Here is a 14,197-nt window from a genome sequence, read left to right as displayed (position 1 = left end):
GACCGGGCGGAGGGTTTTGGTTACTTTTGCCAAAAGTGACTCGCCCGGGAGGGCGAAACCAGAAACATCAGCAAAAACGCGGCAACTCGGAACATGCACCCGGAAAACGCGTACTTTATTGCCAGCCCGATCTCAACCAAGCATTCCCCTCTGAAATGCAAAGAGCCGATTTTTTCCCAGATAACTCAGGCAGTTGGCGCTAATCACACGGCCTCGTTATAATCCGCCGTCCTTTCGGGCCTATAGCTCAGTTGGTTAGAGCAGTCGACTCATAATCGATTGGTCGCAGGTTCAAGTCCTGCTGGGCCCACCATCTCCGAAGCCGCGCACTGCGCGGCTTCGTGCTTTCCAGAGTGCAACTCCAGCGCCCCGGCGACAGCCAAATCTGCAAACCTCACACCTGACCTTCGCGGTCACGGTAGCCCAGCAGATAGAGGATGCCATCCAGGCCCAGGGTGGAAATCGCCTGCTTGGCCGACTGCTTGACCAGTGGTTTGGCACGGAAGGCCACGCCGAGGCCGGCCAGGCCGAGCATGGGCAGGTCGTTGGCGCCATCGCCGACGGCGATGGTCTGCTCCAGTTGCAACCCTTCCCTCTCGGCCAGCTCGCGCAACAGGTCGGCCTTGCGCTGCGCATCTACGATGGGCTCGACCGCCACGCCAGTGACCTTGCCATCGACGATCTGCAGTTCGTTGGCGAACACGTAATCGATGCCCAGCTTGGCCTGCAACTGTCGGGCGAAGTAGGTGAAGCCACCGGAGAGAATCGCGGTCTTGTAACCCAGACGCTTGAGCTCAGCGAAGAGGGTCTCGGCACCTTCGGTCAGGCGCAGCGAAGCACCGATCTCCGCCAGCACGTCTTCCGACAGCCCCTGCAGCAGCCCCAGGCGCTCCTTGAAGCTGGCGCGGAAGTCCAGCTCGCCGCGCATGGCACGCTCGGTGATCTCGGCAACCTGCTCGCCGACACCAGCGGCCTTGGCCAATTCGTCGATGACCTCGGCCTCGATCAGCGTCGAGTCCATGTCGAATACCGCCAGGCGGCGATTGCGGCGGAACACCGAATCACGCTGGAAGGCGATATCGACGTTCAGCTCCTGCGCCACACTGAGGAATTCGGCGCGCAATGCCGCCGGGTCGTCCGGTTCGCCACGCACCGAGAATTCGATGCAACCCTTGCTACACTCGCTCGGCATGTCCAGCGGCATGCGCCCGGAGAGGCGGTCGATATGATCGATGTTCAGGCCGTAGCGGGCGGTGATGGTGCTGACGCGCTGCAACTGCTCGGCGGTAACCTTGCGCGTCAGCAGGGTGACGATATGCCGGGCCTTGCCCTGGCCAGCAACCCACTGCCGATAGTCAGCCTCGGATACCGGAGTGAAGCGCACCTGCTGATCCAGCTCGTAAGCGGTGAACAGCAGATCCTTGAGCACGGACTGGGAACGGCCGTTGTCGGGAATCTCGATGAGGATGCCGAACGACAGGGTGTCGTGGATCACCGCCTGGCCGATGTCGAGGATATTCACCCCGCCCTGGGCCAGGACGCCGGTGATGGCTGCGGTGAGCCCGGGGCGATCTTCGCCGGTGATATTGATCAGGACGATTTCGCGCAAGGCGCACCCTCCGAGGCAGATGATTGATGACCGAATGCGGCAGATGAGCCACCGCCCAGCGAAAAGGCCGACATTCTACCCAGTTTCCTGCCAATGCGGGCAGCCGTGCGCTTTGCCCATGCGGGGTCGCTCGCTATACTGCGCGGCAACTTCAGTCGACAAGAGCCGTGCTCTGTGAACCGGCCCGCGCCCGTCAAACCCGATAATTTCTTCATCATGATCTTCCACGCGCTGCGCCAGCGGCGGGTGCCCCTGGTGCTGCGCATCGCCAGCCACAGCCTGCTGCTGGTGGCTCTGGCCATGGTCATCTATGCCTGGGTGATGGGCATGCAGTTCAAGCAGGCCATGCAGCAACAGGCCGACGCCCTCGGCCAGGCGCTGATCACCCAGACGGCGGCCTCGGCCACCGAGCTGCTGGTGTCCAACGACATCCTCAGCCTCAACGTGCTGCTGGGCAATCTGGCGAAGAATCCGCTGGTGGCGCACGCCGCCATCTACAGCGTGGACAACCGCATCCTCGCCGAGGCGGGCTCGCGGCCGACGCGCAGCATGCTCGGCGAAAGCTCGGGGCTGTACTCCACGCCCATCAACTTCCAGGAAGTGATGGCCGGGCAACTGAGCATCAGCCTGGATATGCGCCAGTTTCAGCAACCCATGACCATCAGCCTGCAGAGCATGGGCATCCTCAGCCTGATCCTGCTGGCCCTGACCCTGTCGCTGAGCATGCGCCTGGGCCGACACATCTCCACCCCCCTGCTGCAGTTGCGTCTGTGGTTGCGTGACCCGGACGACCCCGCACCGGGTGCCGGGCGCAATGACGAGCTCGGCGACCTGGCACGGCAGCTACAGGCCCGCCTGGTGCCACCGAAGCCAGAGCTGGAGCCAGAAGAAGACGACTTCACCGAGGAAGAAGCCTTCTCCGACAGCGTTCCGGAAGATGACCTCAGCACTGAAGACGAGGCGCCACGTCAGTACAGCGCAGCACCTCCGCTAGCCACCGCGCAGCCGCGCCAGGCAGCCAAGGTCAACCTGCCCTGGGACGAAGACGACGCCGATCCATTCGCCGACCTGGCCAACGAGCCACAGCCGACGGCAGCGCCTGCAACGGCCAACCCAGCGCAGGCCACCGCGGTACTGGCCATCCAGCTCGGCGGCCAGGAGCAACTGCGCCGCCTGCCGCGCACGCGCCTGCTCGACCTGCTGCAGCATTATCGCGACTGCCTGGAACAAGCCGCTTCGCTCTACCAGGGCGAGCTGCACACGCTCAAGGATGGCAGCAGCCTGATGCTGTTCCACGAGCGCGACTGCGCCGAGGACTACCTGACCCACGCCATCTGCTGCGGCGAGCTGATGCGCGCCCTCGGCCATGCCCTGCAGATCGAGGTGGCCGACAGCGGCATCACCTTGCAACTGCAACTGGGCCTGACCCTGGGCAACGGCCTGGAAGGCCTCGGCCAGGCCGAGCTGCTGCTCAGCGACAGCGCGCTGGACGCCCTGGCCCTGTCGCAGCACAGCCGCAACCTGCTACTGGTGGAAAAGCGCATCGCTCAGGACGAACTGGCCAAACAGCGTGCGCGCATCCGCCCCATCGCCAGCCCCGAGGGCGCGAGCTGCGTGGAGCGTCTGCTCGACCCCTACCCGGCACTGCTGGAACGGCAACTGGCGCGCATGCACGACAGCCACGCCTGACCTCGGCTACGCGCCCACCGTGGCGCGTTGCGCCGACTGCACCCCGTAGCGCTGCAGCCAGTCCTTCCAGCGCACTCGCTCATCTTGCACCAGCCAGCCCTGCTGCTCGGCGAAGCTCTCCGACAGCCACAGGCCGCGTGTGCTGACCGCCGTGAGTTCGCCAGCGCGCAAGGTGAACAAGTCGCCATTGGGCTGGCCATTGTGCAGGGCCACCAGGTACAGATCGGGACGCCGACGCTCCAGGCGCGCCACCAGCACACCGTCCTCGAGGCACTCGTCGACGTGGAACAGGCTCGGCTCGCGCACCTCGCGCGGCAGCTCCAGATTGAGGTCGTAGACCAGCTGCAGCGAAGCAGTGGGCAGGTGCACATAGGCACGTGGGCGCTCGAGCAGGGTCAGGTTGCCGCACTGCACCGGCCGCGCCGCGCCGGACAGCGGGCTGAGACGAAAATGGCTGGTCTCGCGATAGCGCAAGGCGCCCTGATAGGGGGTTGGCAGCCAGGTATCGCCGAAACGGCCGCTGAGCCAGCCGTCCTCGCTCTCGATCAGGCACTCCTCGGCCACTTCCTGGATGGCCGTGAGCAGTGGCAGGTTGAGCTCGTGCGCCGGCACGTAGCCGGAAATCAGCTTGAGTACGGTGTCACCGCGATCCGGCCGCCGTTGGCGCACCAGTACCCAGTAATCGCGCCCCTGCAGGCGCAGGGTCAGGCGTACCGAAACGCCCAGGTTGGCCAGCTCCACCGCGAAACGCTGGTCGTCCGCTACCGTTACTGGGCAACGCCGCTCGAGCATCTGACGAAAATTCAGCGGTTGGCCCAGGCTCTTGTAGCGCAAGCCCTCCGGGTCGGCCTCGACATACAGCGGCAGCGTCTTGAAACGGCTCGGATCCTTGCGAATCAACGTACGCGACATCTCGGTACCTCACAGTCTCGTGCCGGGCGCCCAGCGCACCGACGAGGGATAAGGACGAAACAGTCAAACAAGGCTGCCTCAAGCCGATGCTCCTGCACAACCCGAAGCTGTAAAGGAACATGACCGTGGGTCTGCTTCCGCTTCACGCACGGCCACGTGCGAAACGCCGCCCTGATCAGCCCAGCTCGGCGATCACCGCCGCCGCCGTGGCCACGTTGGCCGCCAGATGCGCTGGATTGATGGTGCCGACGATGGCGCTGGCGACACCGGGGTGAGCGAAGATCAGCTCGAAGCTGGCGCGCAGCGGGTCGACACCATCGGCCAGGCAGGCATGCCCGCTGGCCAGGGCCTTCTTGATCAGGATGCCCTTGCCGTGACTGGCAGCGTAGTCGATAACCGGCTTCTCGCCCTGCTCGGCGAGGTTGTAGGTGACCATCGCGCAATCCCCTTCCTGCAGTGCCAACAGGCCACCGTCGACGGTCTTGCCGGACAGCCCGTAGGCGAGAATCTTGCCCTCGCGCTTGAGCGCCTCTAGCGTCTCGTAAACGCCAGTGTCGCGCAGCACGGCCAGATCATTGCCATCGGAATGCACCAGCAGCAGGTCGATACGGTCGGTTTCCAGGCGTTTCAGGCTGCGTTCCACCGACAGGCGGGTGTGCGCTGGCGAGAAATCGAAGTGTGACAGGCCCTGGTCGAACTCTTCGCCTGTCTTGCTGACGATCACCCACTGGTCGCGCTGGCCACGCAGCAAGGGGCCGAGGCGCTGCTCGCTGACACCATAGGCCGGCGCGGTGTCGATCAGGTTGATGCCCAGCTCACGCGCCTGGCACAGCAAGGCCGCAGCCTGAGCGTCGTCGGGGATGGTGAAACCGCTGGGGTATTTGACGCCTTGGTCGCGGCCCAGCTTGACCGTGCCCAGGCCCAGCGGCGACACCAGCAGACCGGTGCTGCCCAGCGGGCGGTGCAGATCGTGCAGGCTCATGGCAGCAGCGTCTCCCATACCGGCTGCGCCAACGGCGGACGCGGCAGCTCGGGTAACGGCGCATGCTCACCTGGTTGCACGCCGTCACGCGCCAGCGCCTGCAGCACGCGGTCGGCGAAATCCGGCGACAGCGCCAGCTTGGTCGGCCAGCCCACCAGCAGTCGACCTTGATCGGCGAGGAAGGCGTTGTCCGGGCGCGCCAGGCCCGATTGCGCCGGCTCGGCACGATCCACGCGCAGCGTGGCCCAGCGGGTCTGGCTCTGATCGACCCAGGGCAGCAGTGCAGCGACTTCCTTCTGCGCCGCCTTGATCTGCGCGGCTTCGTCACGCGCCACGCCATCGGCCTCGGCCAGGTCACCGCCGAGATACCAGACCCATTGGCCATCGGCCGCCGGGTGGGTGGTCACGGTCACCCGTGGCTTCGGCCCGCCGCCCAGGCAATGCGCATACAGCGGTTTCAAGGCCGGCCCCTTGGCCAGCACCATGTGCAGCGGGCGCAGTTGCTGGCGCGGCTGTTCGATACCCAACGCCGCCAACAGCTCGGCATTGCCGGCGCCGGCACTAAGCACCAGGCGCTGCGCACGGATCTCGCGGCCATCGACGACCAGGCCGACCAGCTCACCCGCTTCACGCAGCGGCTCGATGCGCTTGCCGGCCAGCAGGCCATCGCCGGCCAGCTCGGCCAGACGCGCGATCAGGCTGGGCACGTCCAGCACCAGCTCATTGAGGCGATAGACCTTGCCTTTGAACTTCGGATCGCGCAGCGCTGGCGGCAGTTGCTCGCCCTTGACCGCATCGACCCGCGTGCGCATGGCCTTGCTGGCGAAGAAGCTGGTCAGATTGCCCGCCAGGGTGCCCGGCGACCACAGGTAATGCGCGTCGGAGAGCAGGCGCACGCCACGCAGATCCAGCTCGCCATCACCGGCCAGCGCCTCGCGCCAGCGCCGCGGCATATCGCCGATGGCCTCGGCCGAGCCGGTCAGCGCGCCGTGCAGCGCGTACTTGGCGCCGCCATGGATGATGCCCTGGGACTTCAGGCTCTGCCCGCCGCCGAGGCTCGCCGATTCCACCAGCAACGTGGCGAACCCCTGCTGGCGCAGACGTGCGTTGAGCCAGAGGCCGGCAATACCACCGCCGACAATCAGGACATCGGTGCTGAGAGCTTGGGACATGAACAGGCCTCGCAGAAAAACAGGGGCGCAGTATAACCCTCGAGGCAGCGACAAGCCGCAAGCTTCAAGCCGCAAGTCTGCCCGTCTTAATGCCCCGTGGAGTGCGAGAACAGTTGGATGACCACCACACCGCTGACGATCAGGCCCATGCCGAGCATGGCCGGCAGGTCGAGTTTTTGCTGATACAGCACCAGCGCGGCGATGCTCACCAGGACGATGCCGAGCCCCGCCCAGATGGCGTAGGCGATGCCCACCGGAATGGTGCGCACCACCAGGATCAGCATCCAGAAGGCGATGGCGTAGCCACCGATCACCAGCAGCAGCGGCAAGGGCTTGTTGAAGCCGTCGATGGCCTTCATCGAGGTGGTGGCGATGACTTCGGCGGCGATGGCGATAGCGAGGTAGAGGTATCCGGGCATGGCGGCGACTCCTGAACGATGCCCTCGATTCTAGTGAGCATAGCGATGGGATAAAGTGATTACCTATCTGAATTGGAGATAGATCATGAACTGGAATCTCGATCAACTGCAACTGTTCGTGCGCACCGCCGAAAGCCGCTCCTTCTCTGCCGTGGCCCGCGACACCGGGCGTGCACAATCGGCGGTAAGCACCGCCATCGCCCTGCTCGAGGCGGATCTAGGGGTCGCCCTGTTCGAGCGCAGCAGCGGCCGCCAGCCGCAATTGACCGAAGCCGGTCGCGCCTTGCTGGAGGAGGCGCGTAGCGTGCTGCAGCAGTGCCAGCGCCTGGACGGCCGCGCCCTGGGGCTGGCCCGTGGCGAGGAAGCCCGCTTGCGTCTGGCGCAGGATGAGGCCATGCCCTACCAACCGGTATTGGCCAGCCTGGAGGCCCTGGCCGGAGCCTTTCCCTTGCTGGAGGTGCAGCTCTCCAGCGGCGCGCAGGGCGACATGGCACGCAAGCTGGTGCAGTGTCAGGCCGATCTGGGCCTGCTCTTCCATCACGAGCAGATGCCCAGCGAACTGGAAAGCCAGCGCCTGGGCACCATCGAGATGGTCACGGTATGCAGCCCGCAGCATCCACTGGCCGGGCTCGCCAGCGTAGAGAGACGCGACCTGGCCGAACATCGCCAGTTGCTGATGACGCCGCAGGACAGCCACTACCCCGGCGGCGAGCAGATCAGCCCGCTGATGTGGCGCGTCGACAGCTTCTACGTGATGGCCGAGCTGGTGATCCGTGGCCTGGGCTGGGCCTGGTTGCCCCGCCACGTCGCCCAGTACCCCACCTACCTGGGCCACCTGCAGGAACTGCGCAGCGACTGGGCGCCATTGCCGCTGGTGGTGGAGCTGGTCTGGCGTCGTGATGGCGCGCTCGGCCCGGCCGCGAGCTGGCTGGCCGACTGCCTGGCCCAGGAGCTGCTGCGCCCGCAGGCCTGATCGCTCTTCCAGCGCCTGCCCTGCGGCGATAAGCTGCGCGCCCATGAACAGACACCTTTACACCCTGCTGCTGCACCTGGCCCTGCCCCTGATCGCCCTGCGCCTGGCCCTGCGCGCACGCAAGGCGCCGGCCTACGCACGGCGCATCCAGGAGCGCTTCTCCTTCGGCCTGCCGGCGATGCAAACCGGTGGCATCTGGGTGCATGCCGTGTCGGTGGGCGAAAGCATCGCCGCCGCGCCGATGATCCGTACCCTGCAGGCGCGTCACCCGGAACTGCCGATCACCGTCACCTGCATGACGCCGACCGGCTCGGAACGCATCCAGGCCCTGTTCGGCGACAGCGTGCAGCATTGCTACCTGCCCTACGACCTGCCTTGGGCGGCCGCGCGCTTTCTCGACCGCGCAAAGCCAAGCCTGGCCGTGGTGATGGAAACCGAGCTGTGGCCGAACCATATCCACCAGTGCGCCAAGCGCGGCATTCCCGTGGCCCTGGCCAATGCCCGCCTGTCCGAGCGCTCGGCGCGCGGCTATGCGCGCTTTGCCAGGCTCACCGCACCGATGCTCGCCGAGCTGTCGTTGCTCGCCGTGCAGACCCAGGCCGAGGCGCAGCGCTTTCTCGAACTGGGCGCGCGCCGCCAATGCGTCGAAGTGACCGGCTCGATCAAGTTCGACCTCAAGATCGACGCCGAGCTGCCACGACGCGCTGCCGACTTACGCCAGCAGTGGCAAGCCGAGCAGCGCCCGGTGTGGATTGCTGCCAGCACCCATGCCGGCGAAGACGAGATCGTCCTCGACGCCCATCGCCGGCTACTGAAATACCGACCGGATGCCCTGCTGATCCTCGTGCCCCGGCACCCGGAACGCTTCGGCGCGGTGCACGAGCTGTGTCTGAGCCAGGGCCTGAATACGCGCCGCCGTTCCACTGGCGAAGCGGTACAGGCTGGCGATCAGGTGCTGCTGGGCGACACCATGGGCGAGCTGCTGTTTCTCTATGCCCTGGCCGATATCGCCTTCGTCGGCGGCAGCCTGGTGGCCAACGGCGGACACAACCTGCTGGAGCCAGCCGCACTGGGCAAGCCGGTGCTGAGCGGCCCACACCTGTTCAACTTCCTGGAAATCGCCGCGCAACTGCGTGAGGCCGGCGCGCTGAGCGAAGTGGAAAACGCCGATCAACTGGCTGGCCAGGTTGCCACGCTGTTGCGCCAGCCTGACGCGACACAGCGTATGAGCCAGGCCGGCCTGGCCGTGCTCAAGGCCAATCAGGGCGCGCTGGAGCGACTGCTGCAAGGGCTGGATCAGCTACTCGCCAGGCGCGGCTGAGAGGCTCGCGCTTTCCCCGGCGACTGCTACCGTTGATGCATGGCTCGGGACAACCTGGGTGGCCCGAGCGTTACGAGCAGGCAGGGAGGAGCCGCGGTGGCTACCGTCAAGATTCTCATGTGGAACACTCAGCACCTGAACCACCAGAACCAGCGCAAGCCCATGAGCGAAGCGTACGAAGAAAAACTGGATGCCTTGCTGAGCACGCTGGAAAAACTCAAGCCCGAGATCATTGCCCTGTTCGAGGTGGGCACCACCGGCAATCCCAATCTGAAGCTGGTGGACGACCTCAAGGGCAGCTATGCCATGAAGGCGTCGCTCTCCATGGAGGGAGGTATACGCAAAGGCACGACGCTTGGGTCGATGGTATTCGTGCGCAACGATATAGCCGACGACTACTCCGAACCCTTCGAGCTCCCCCTGGGCTCGGAATCCATCAGGGCGACCTTGTTGCTGAGCGACAAGGAAGAGAACCTCTTCGCCTTCTGCCATGCCAATGCATCGTACAAGGCGGCAGCACAGGTGCTGGAGGACATTCAGCTACTGGGCAGCTATCAAGGCAAAGGCATCAAGAAGCTGGTTTTCTTCGGCGGCGATCTCAATACGGATGCGAACAGCGCTCCGGCAAGCATCACGTTGCCTGGAAAGGACAAGGTGCTGCGCTGCCTTCCCGGCACGGCCGGATTCACTCATATTTCCATTCGCAGCTCGTTGGCGCTGGCCAGAGCGCTGTATGCGCAGGAGAAGAAGAACTCTCAGGGGCGGATGCTGCTCAGCGAAAGCGAGTACATCAATTGCGTCATGGGATGCGATGTGGCCTACGGCGATATCGCCGTTCCCTCGCTGCTGGACTATGCCTATATCCATGAGAGCTGCGACTGGCAATCGATCTGCCATGCCTCGATCTCGGTGACGACCCTGTCCAATGATTCCACGACCCTCAACGCCTCCAGCCTGATCGATCCGGAGAAGGTCTATGCCACGATTCAACGCATATACATGGGCAAAGTGCTGCGCAGTGACCACTTTCCAGTGGTTTACAGAATTTCGTATTGAAACGATGAACGAGGGCAAGGAACGGCGAATGTCTTCCCTCGGTAGCGAATTCGTTCGCGACTCTGGCAGACGCGGGCCAACCCTTTTCACGGATAAATCCGTTGCTACCGACTCTGCGCCCAGCCACCCTGGGCGCAGACAAATGCTCTGGCAGAGCATTTATTCGCGAGCATGATCGGGCACGGAACCCAACCCTGTCGCGAATAAATTCGCGCCTACGCGATTGAGGTTCTGAAGCCAGAGTCGCTCAATATCCCTGCTCGTTCTTCAAGCGCTCCTCGGCAGCCGAGGCCAGATCCGGCGGCAGGAAGTCCTTGTCCGGGTTGTAGTCCGGTTTGAGGAAACGGCCCAGGGCCTCCAGGTCGGCGGGGCTGAGGGTGCCGGCGGCCTGCTTCAGGCGCAGGTTGTTGAGGATGTAGTCGTAACGCGCGTCGTTGTAGTTGCGCACGGCGCTGTAGAGCTGGCGCTGGGCATCGAGCACGTCGACGATGTTGCGGGTGCCGACCTGATAGCCGATCTCGGTCGCTTCCAGCGCGCTCTGGTTGGAGATGATCGACTGGCGCCGCGCCTGCACGGTTTCCACATCGGTATTGACCGCGCGGAACAGGTTGCGGGTGTTCTGCACCACCTGGCGGCGCAGGCTCTCGCGCAGTTGCTCGGTCTGCCCCAGACGTTGATAGGCCTCACGCACCTGCGAGCTGGTCAGGCCGCCGCTGTACAGAGGGATGTTCAGTTGCAGGCCGATGCTGCGCTGCGACACGTCACCACTGTAACGCGGCGACAACGGCGAGCCCGAGTTGGTGAAGCCGAGGCTGTCGTTGTCACCCTTCTGGTAGCTGGCCACGGCGTCGAGAGTCGGTGCATGGCCGGCCTTGCGCTGGCGCAGGTTCTCCTCGGCGGCGGTGACCGCATAGAGGCTGGCTTGCAGATTGAGGTTCTGCGCGGCGGCAGTATCGACCCAGGCCTTGGCATCGTTGGGGGTCGGCACCAGCACCGGCAGGGAGTGCACGATGCCCTCCACGGCCACGTAGTCGCGATTGGTCAATGTCACCAGGGCCTCGAAGGCATCATCCACGGCGCGCTCGGCGAGCAGGCGGTTGGCCCGGGCGGTATCGAAACCGGCCTGGGCCTCGAGCACGTCGGTCTTGTCGGAAAGGCCGACATCGAAACGCTCGTTGGCCTGGTCGAGCTGACGCTTGAAGGCGGCTTCCTCGGCGCGGGTCGAGGCCAGGTTGTCCTGGGCACGCAGCACGGCGAAGTAGGTCTCGGCACTCTGCAGGATGAGGTTCTGCTCGGTGGCGGACAGTTCCAGCGCGGCCTGCTCGCTGGTGGCCTCGGCGGCCTGTAGCTGGAACCAGCGGTCGGCACGGAACAGCGGCTGGCTCAGATTGGCCTGATAGACCAGGCCACTGCGCGACAGGGTGGCGCTGGGCGAATCGATCTCGGTGCGCGTGTCACCATAATTGGCCCCAGCCGAGAGGTTGGGCAGCAATCCGGCACGCGCCTGTGGCACCACTTCGCGACGCGCCTGGTAGTCAGCGCGGGCAGCGGCGATATCGGCATTGTTCTGGGCGGCTTCCTGATACACGGTCATCAGGTCGGTCTTGCTGGAAAGCGGTGCCTCGGCGGCCTGTACCAGGCCCACCGATGCGGCGGCCACGGCAACAGCCAGGGAGAGTCTGCGCAACATGGAGGTCGATCCTTGAATAGGCGGTAATCGGCAAGGCTACGGCTGGCCACAGGCCAGGGTCAAGCACCCGAGCCCAAGCTTCAGTCTAGTTTGCAAGAAGCATTGTTGCCCCGCTGCAACAATGCCGAAGCCCCTGCCCCGAGCGTCGCTTTCCGACGCATGGGTCGACTTATTTCCGCGTGCAGGTTGGTTTAGCGCCGGGGCTTGATTAGACTGCCAGGGTTCTTGTCGGGGTGCCCCATGTGAGGGGCTGAGATTGGCAACTGCCGGATCCCGTTGAACCTGATCAGGTTAAGGCCTGCGTAGGGAACAAGATGTCCTCGCCGCCATCATGCGTGGCGAGTCCTCTGCACCGCCTGTGGTGTATCTCGCGCCCTTCGTCCGCTCAGGTTCCAACTCCGACATCTATCCCGGAGAGAGCCTTGATGAGCACAGAACAACAACGACACCTGAGCGAAAGCGCCCAGGTCGACCAGCAGTCGGTACAGCCCTTCCCCCGTTCGCAGAAGATTTACGTGCAGGGTTCGCGCCCGGATATCCGCGTGCCGATGCGCGAGATCAGCCTGGACGTGACGCCGACCGCCTTCTCTGAAACGAAGAATGGCGGCGAGATCAACGCCCCGGTCACCGTCTACGACACCTCTGGCCCCTACACCGACCCGAACGTGACCATCGACGTGCGCAAGGGCCTGGCCGACGTGCGCAGCGCCTGGATCGAAGATCGTGGCGATACCGAGAAACTGCCGGGCCTGTCTTCCGAGTTCGGTCAGCGCCGCCTGGCCGACGAAGAGCTGACCAAGATGCGTTTCGCCCACGTGCGCAACCCGCGCCGAGCCAAGGCCGGGCACAACGTCAGCCAGATGCACTACGCCAAGAAGGGCATCATCACCCCGGAGATGGAATACGTCGCCATCCGCGAAAACATGAAGCTGGCCGAGGCCCGCGAAGCCGGTCTGCTCGACGAGCAGCACCCGGGGCACAGCTTCGGTGCTGCCATCCCCAAGGAAATCACCCCCGAATTCGTGCGCAGCGAAGTTGCCCGCGGCCGCGCCATCATCCCGGCCAACATCAACCACGTGGAACTGGAGCCGATGATCATCGGCCGCAACTTCCTGGTGAAGATCAACGGCAATATCGGCAACAGCGCCCTCGGCTCTTCCATCGAGGAAGAAGTGGCCAAGCTGACCTGGGGCATCCGCTGGGGCTCGGACACCGTGATGGATCTGTCCACCGGCAAGCACATTCATGAAACCCGCGAGTGGATCATCCGCAACTCGCCGGTACCCATCGGCACCGTGCCGATCTACCAGGCCCTGGAAAAGGTCGGCGGTATCGCCGAAGACCTGACCTGGGAGCTGTTCCGCGACACCCTGATCGAGCAGGCCGAGCAAGGCGTGGACTACTTCACCATCCACGCCGGCGTGCTGCTGCGCTACGTGCCGCTGACCGCCAAGCGCGTCACCGGCATCGTCTCCCGTGGCGGCTCGATCATGGCCAAGTGGTGCCTGGCGCATCACAAGGAAAACTTCCTCTACACCCATTTCGACGACATCTGCGAAATCATGAAGGCCTACGACGTGTCCTTCTCCCTGGGTGACGGCCTGCGCCCCGGCTCCATCGCCGACGCCAACGACGCCGCACAGTTCGGCGAGCTGGAGACCCTCGGCGAGCTGACCAAGATCGCCTGGAAGCACGATGTACAGTGCATGATCGAAGGCCCCGGCCACGTGCCCATGCACCTGATCAAGGAGAACATGGACAAGCAGCTCGAATGCTGTGACGAGGCGCCGTTTTACACCCTCGGCCCGCTGACCACCGACATTGCCCCCGGCTACGACCACATCACCAGTGGCATCGGTGCGGCGATGATCGGCTGGTTCGGCTGTGCCATGCTCTGTTACGTCACGCCCAAGGAACACCTGGGCCTGCCGAACAAGGATGACGTGAAGACCGGCATCATCACCTACAAGATCGCCGCCCATGCCGCCGACCTCGCCAAAGGCCACCCCGGCGCGCAGATCCGCGACAACGCCCTCTCCAAGGCGCGTTTCGAGTTCCGCTGGGAGGATCAGTTCAACCTCGGCCTGGATCCGGACACCGCCCGCGCCTACCACGACGAGACCCTGCCCAAGGACTCGGCCAAGGTGGCGCACTTCTGCTCCATGTGCGGGCCGAAGTTCTGCTCGATGAAGATCACCCAGGAAGTGCGCGACTACGCCAAGGAACAACGCATCGACGCCGTCGACCTGGAGGCCGAGCAGGGTATGCAGGCCAAGGCCGAGGAGTTCAAGGCGCAGGGCAGCCAGCTCTATCAGCCTGTGTGAAAGGCCGTCATGCAGGCTTGATCTGGCGGCACTATGCTCGCTAGTGTGCG

11 protein-coding genes, 1 tRNA gene and 1 riboswitch are annotated in these 14,197 nt (G+C 64.6%); of the genes, 6 read left to right on the top strand and 6 right to left on the bottom strand.

The features are described from left to right. Positions 1–236 precede the first annotated feature (236 nt). Positions 237–313 (top strand) — tRNA-Ile (locus ACSVIK_RS14690). An 81-nt stretch (positions 314–394) separates the two neighbouring features. On the opposite strand, the gene serB is transcribed toward ACSVIK_RS14690, so the two are convergent. Beyond that, positions 395–1,609 carry a phosphoserine phosphatase SerB gene (gene serB / locus ACSVIK_RS14685; RefSeq protein ID WP_442445014.1) on the bottom strand — a complete coding sequence of 405 codons (1,215 nt, stop codon included), beginning with the start codon at positions 1,607–1,609 and terminating at the stop codon, positions 395–397. A gap of 174 nt (positions 1,610–1,783) precedes the next feature. Here serB and ACSVIK_RS14680 point away from each other — a divergent pair, with 174 nt between their 5' ends. Continuing rightward, positions 1,784–3,298, top strand: a complete 1,515-nt coding sequence (locus ACSVIK_RS14680) for an AhpA/YtjB family protein (RefSeq protein ID WP_442445013.1) — start codon at positions 1,784–1,786, stop codon at positions 3,296–3,298. Between the two features lie 6 nt (positions 3,299–3,304). Here ACSVIK_RS14680 and ACSVIK_RS14675 read toward each other — a convergent pair whose 3' ends face one another. The 4 genes from ACSVIK_RS14675 to ACSVIK_RS14660 all read right to left on the bottom strand — a co-directional run bounded on the left by ACSVIK_RS14675 (position 3,305) and on the right by ACSVIK_RS14660 (position 6,783). Next, positions 3,305–4,210: a metal ABC transporter ATPase gene (locus ACSVIK_RS14675; protein ID WP_442445012.1), complete on the bottom strand. Its 906-nt coding sequence runs from the start codon at positions 4,208–4,210 to the stop codon at positions 3,305–3,307. A 175-nt stretch (positions 4,211–4,385) separates the two neighbouring features. Continuing rightward, entirely contained in the window at positions 4,386–5,192 is an 807-nt protein-coding gene (locus tag ACSVIK_RS14670) for an aldo/keto reductase (RefSeq protein WP_442445011.1), read from the bottom strand. Next, entirely contained in the window at positions 5,189–6,364 is a 1,176-nt protein-coding gene (locus tag ACSVIK_RS14665) for an NAD(P)/FAD-dependent oxidoreductase (RefSeq protein WP_442445010.1), read from the bottom strand. The genes ACSVIK_RS14670 and ACSVIK_RS14665 overlap by 4 nt, the downstream gene beginning before the upstream one ends. Positions 6,365–6,450: 86 nt before the next feature. Then, positions 6,451–6,783, bottom strand: a complete 333-nt coding sequence (locus tag ACSVIK_RS14660; protein ID WP_268181032.1) for a DMT family transporter — start codon at positions 6,781–6,783, stop codon at positions 6,451–6,453. Between the two features lie 85 nt (positions 6,784–6,868). Between ACSVIK_RS14660 and ACSVIK_RS14655 the strand changes: the two genes are divergently transcribed. The 3 genes from ACSVIK_RS14655 (at position 6,869) to ACSVIK_RS14645 (ending at position 10,133) form a co-directional block, all read left to right on the top strand. Next, positions 6,869–7,756, top strand: coding sequence for a LysR family transcriptional regulator (locus ACSVIK_RS14655; RefSeq protein WP_442445009.1), 888 nt, complete (start codon positions 6,869–6,871; stop codon positions 7,754–7,756). A gap of 43 nt (positions 7,757–7,799) precedes the next feature. Continuing rightward, the gene (waaA, locus tag ACSVIK_RS14650; protein ID WP_442445008.1) at positions 7,800–9,077 is read left to right on the top strand and encodes a lipid IV(A) 3-deoxy-D-manno-octulosonic acid transferase; all 1,278 of its coding nucleotides are present in this window, start codon (positions 7,800–7,802) and stop codon (positions 9,075–9,077) included. A 96-nt stretch (positions 9,078–9,173) separates the two neighbouring features. Next, complete coding sequence (locus ACSVIK_RS14645; protein WP_442445007.1) at positions 9,174–10,133, top strand: endonuclease/exonuclease/phosphatase family protein; 960 nt, start codon at positions 9,174–9,176, stop codon at positions 10,131–10,133. A gap of 247 nt (positions 10,134–10,380) precedes the next feature. On the opposite strand, the gene ACSVIK_RS14640 is transcribed toward ACSVIK_RS14645, so the two are convergent. Beyond that, entirely contained in the window at positions 10,381–11,823 is a 1,443-nt protein-coding gene (locus ACSVIK_RS14640) for a TolC family outer membrane protein (protein WP_442445006.1), read from the bottom strand. 219 nt (positions 11,824–12,042) lie between these two features. Further along, a riboswitch (TPP riboswitch) is annotated at positions 12,043–12,149 on the top strand. A gap of 99 nt (positions 12,150–12,248) precedes the next feature. Between ACSVIK_RS14640 and thiC the strand changes: the two genes are divergently transcribed. Next, positions 12,249–14,147 carry a phosphomethylpyrimidine synthase ThiC gene (gene thiC / locus ACSVIK_RS14635; RefSeq protein WP_442445005.1) on the top strand — a complete coding sequence of 633 codons (1,899 nt, stop codon included), beginning with the start codon at positions 12,249–12,251 and terminating at the stop codon, positions 14,145–14,147. Positions 14,148–14,197 lie beyond the last annotated feature (50 nt).

This window comes from Pseudomonas sp. NCHU5216 (genome assembly GCF_052156495.1).
In the GTDB taxonomy this organism is placed as follows: domain Bacteria; phylum Pseudomonadota; class Gammaproteobacteria; order Pseudomonadales; family Pseudomonadaceae; genus Aquipseudomonas.
This window is presented reverse-complemented; position numbering and strand designations above follow the sequence as displayed.

What these genes read in the sequence shown, in the direction of transcription:
- ACSVIK_RS14640 (WP_442445006.1), bottom strand. Translation starts at nt 11,823, where the DNA reads ATGTTGCGCAGACTCTCCCTGGCTGTTGCCGTGGCCGCCGCATCGGTG.
- ACSVIK_RS14665 (WP_442445010.1), bottom strand. Translation starts at nt 6,364, where the DNA reads ATGTCCCAAGCTCTCAGCACCGATGTCCTGATTGTCGGCGGTGGTATT.
- ACSVIK_RS14670 (WP_442445011.1), bottom strand. Translation starts at nt 5,192, where the DNA reads ATGAGCCTGCACGATCTGCACCGCCCGCTGGGCAGCACCGGTCTGCTG.
- ACSVIK_RS14655 (WP_442445009.1), top strand. Translation starts at nt 6,869, where the DNA reads ATGAACTGGAATCTCGATCAACTGCAACTGTTCGTGCGCACCGCCGAA.
- ACSVIK_RS14675 (WP_442445012.1), bottom strand. Translation starts at nt 4,210, where the DNA reads ATGTCGCGTACGTTGATTCGCAAGGATCCGAGCCGTTTCAAGACGCTG.
- ACSVIK_RS14660 (WP_268181032.1), bottom strand. Translation starts at nt 6,783, where the DNA reads ATGCCCGGATACCTCTACCTCGCTATCGCCATCGCCGCCGAAGTCATC.
- waaA (WP_442445008.1), top strand. Translation starts at nt 7,800, where the DNA reads ATGAACAGACACCTTTACACCCTGCTGCTGCACCTGGCCCTGCCCCTG.
- thiC (WP_442445005.1), top strand. Translation starts at nt 12,249, where the DNA reads ATGAGCACAGAACAACAACGACACCTGAGCGAAAGCGCCCAGGTCGAC.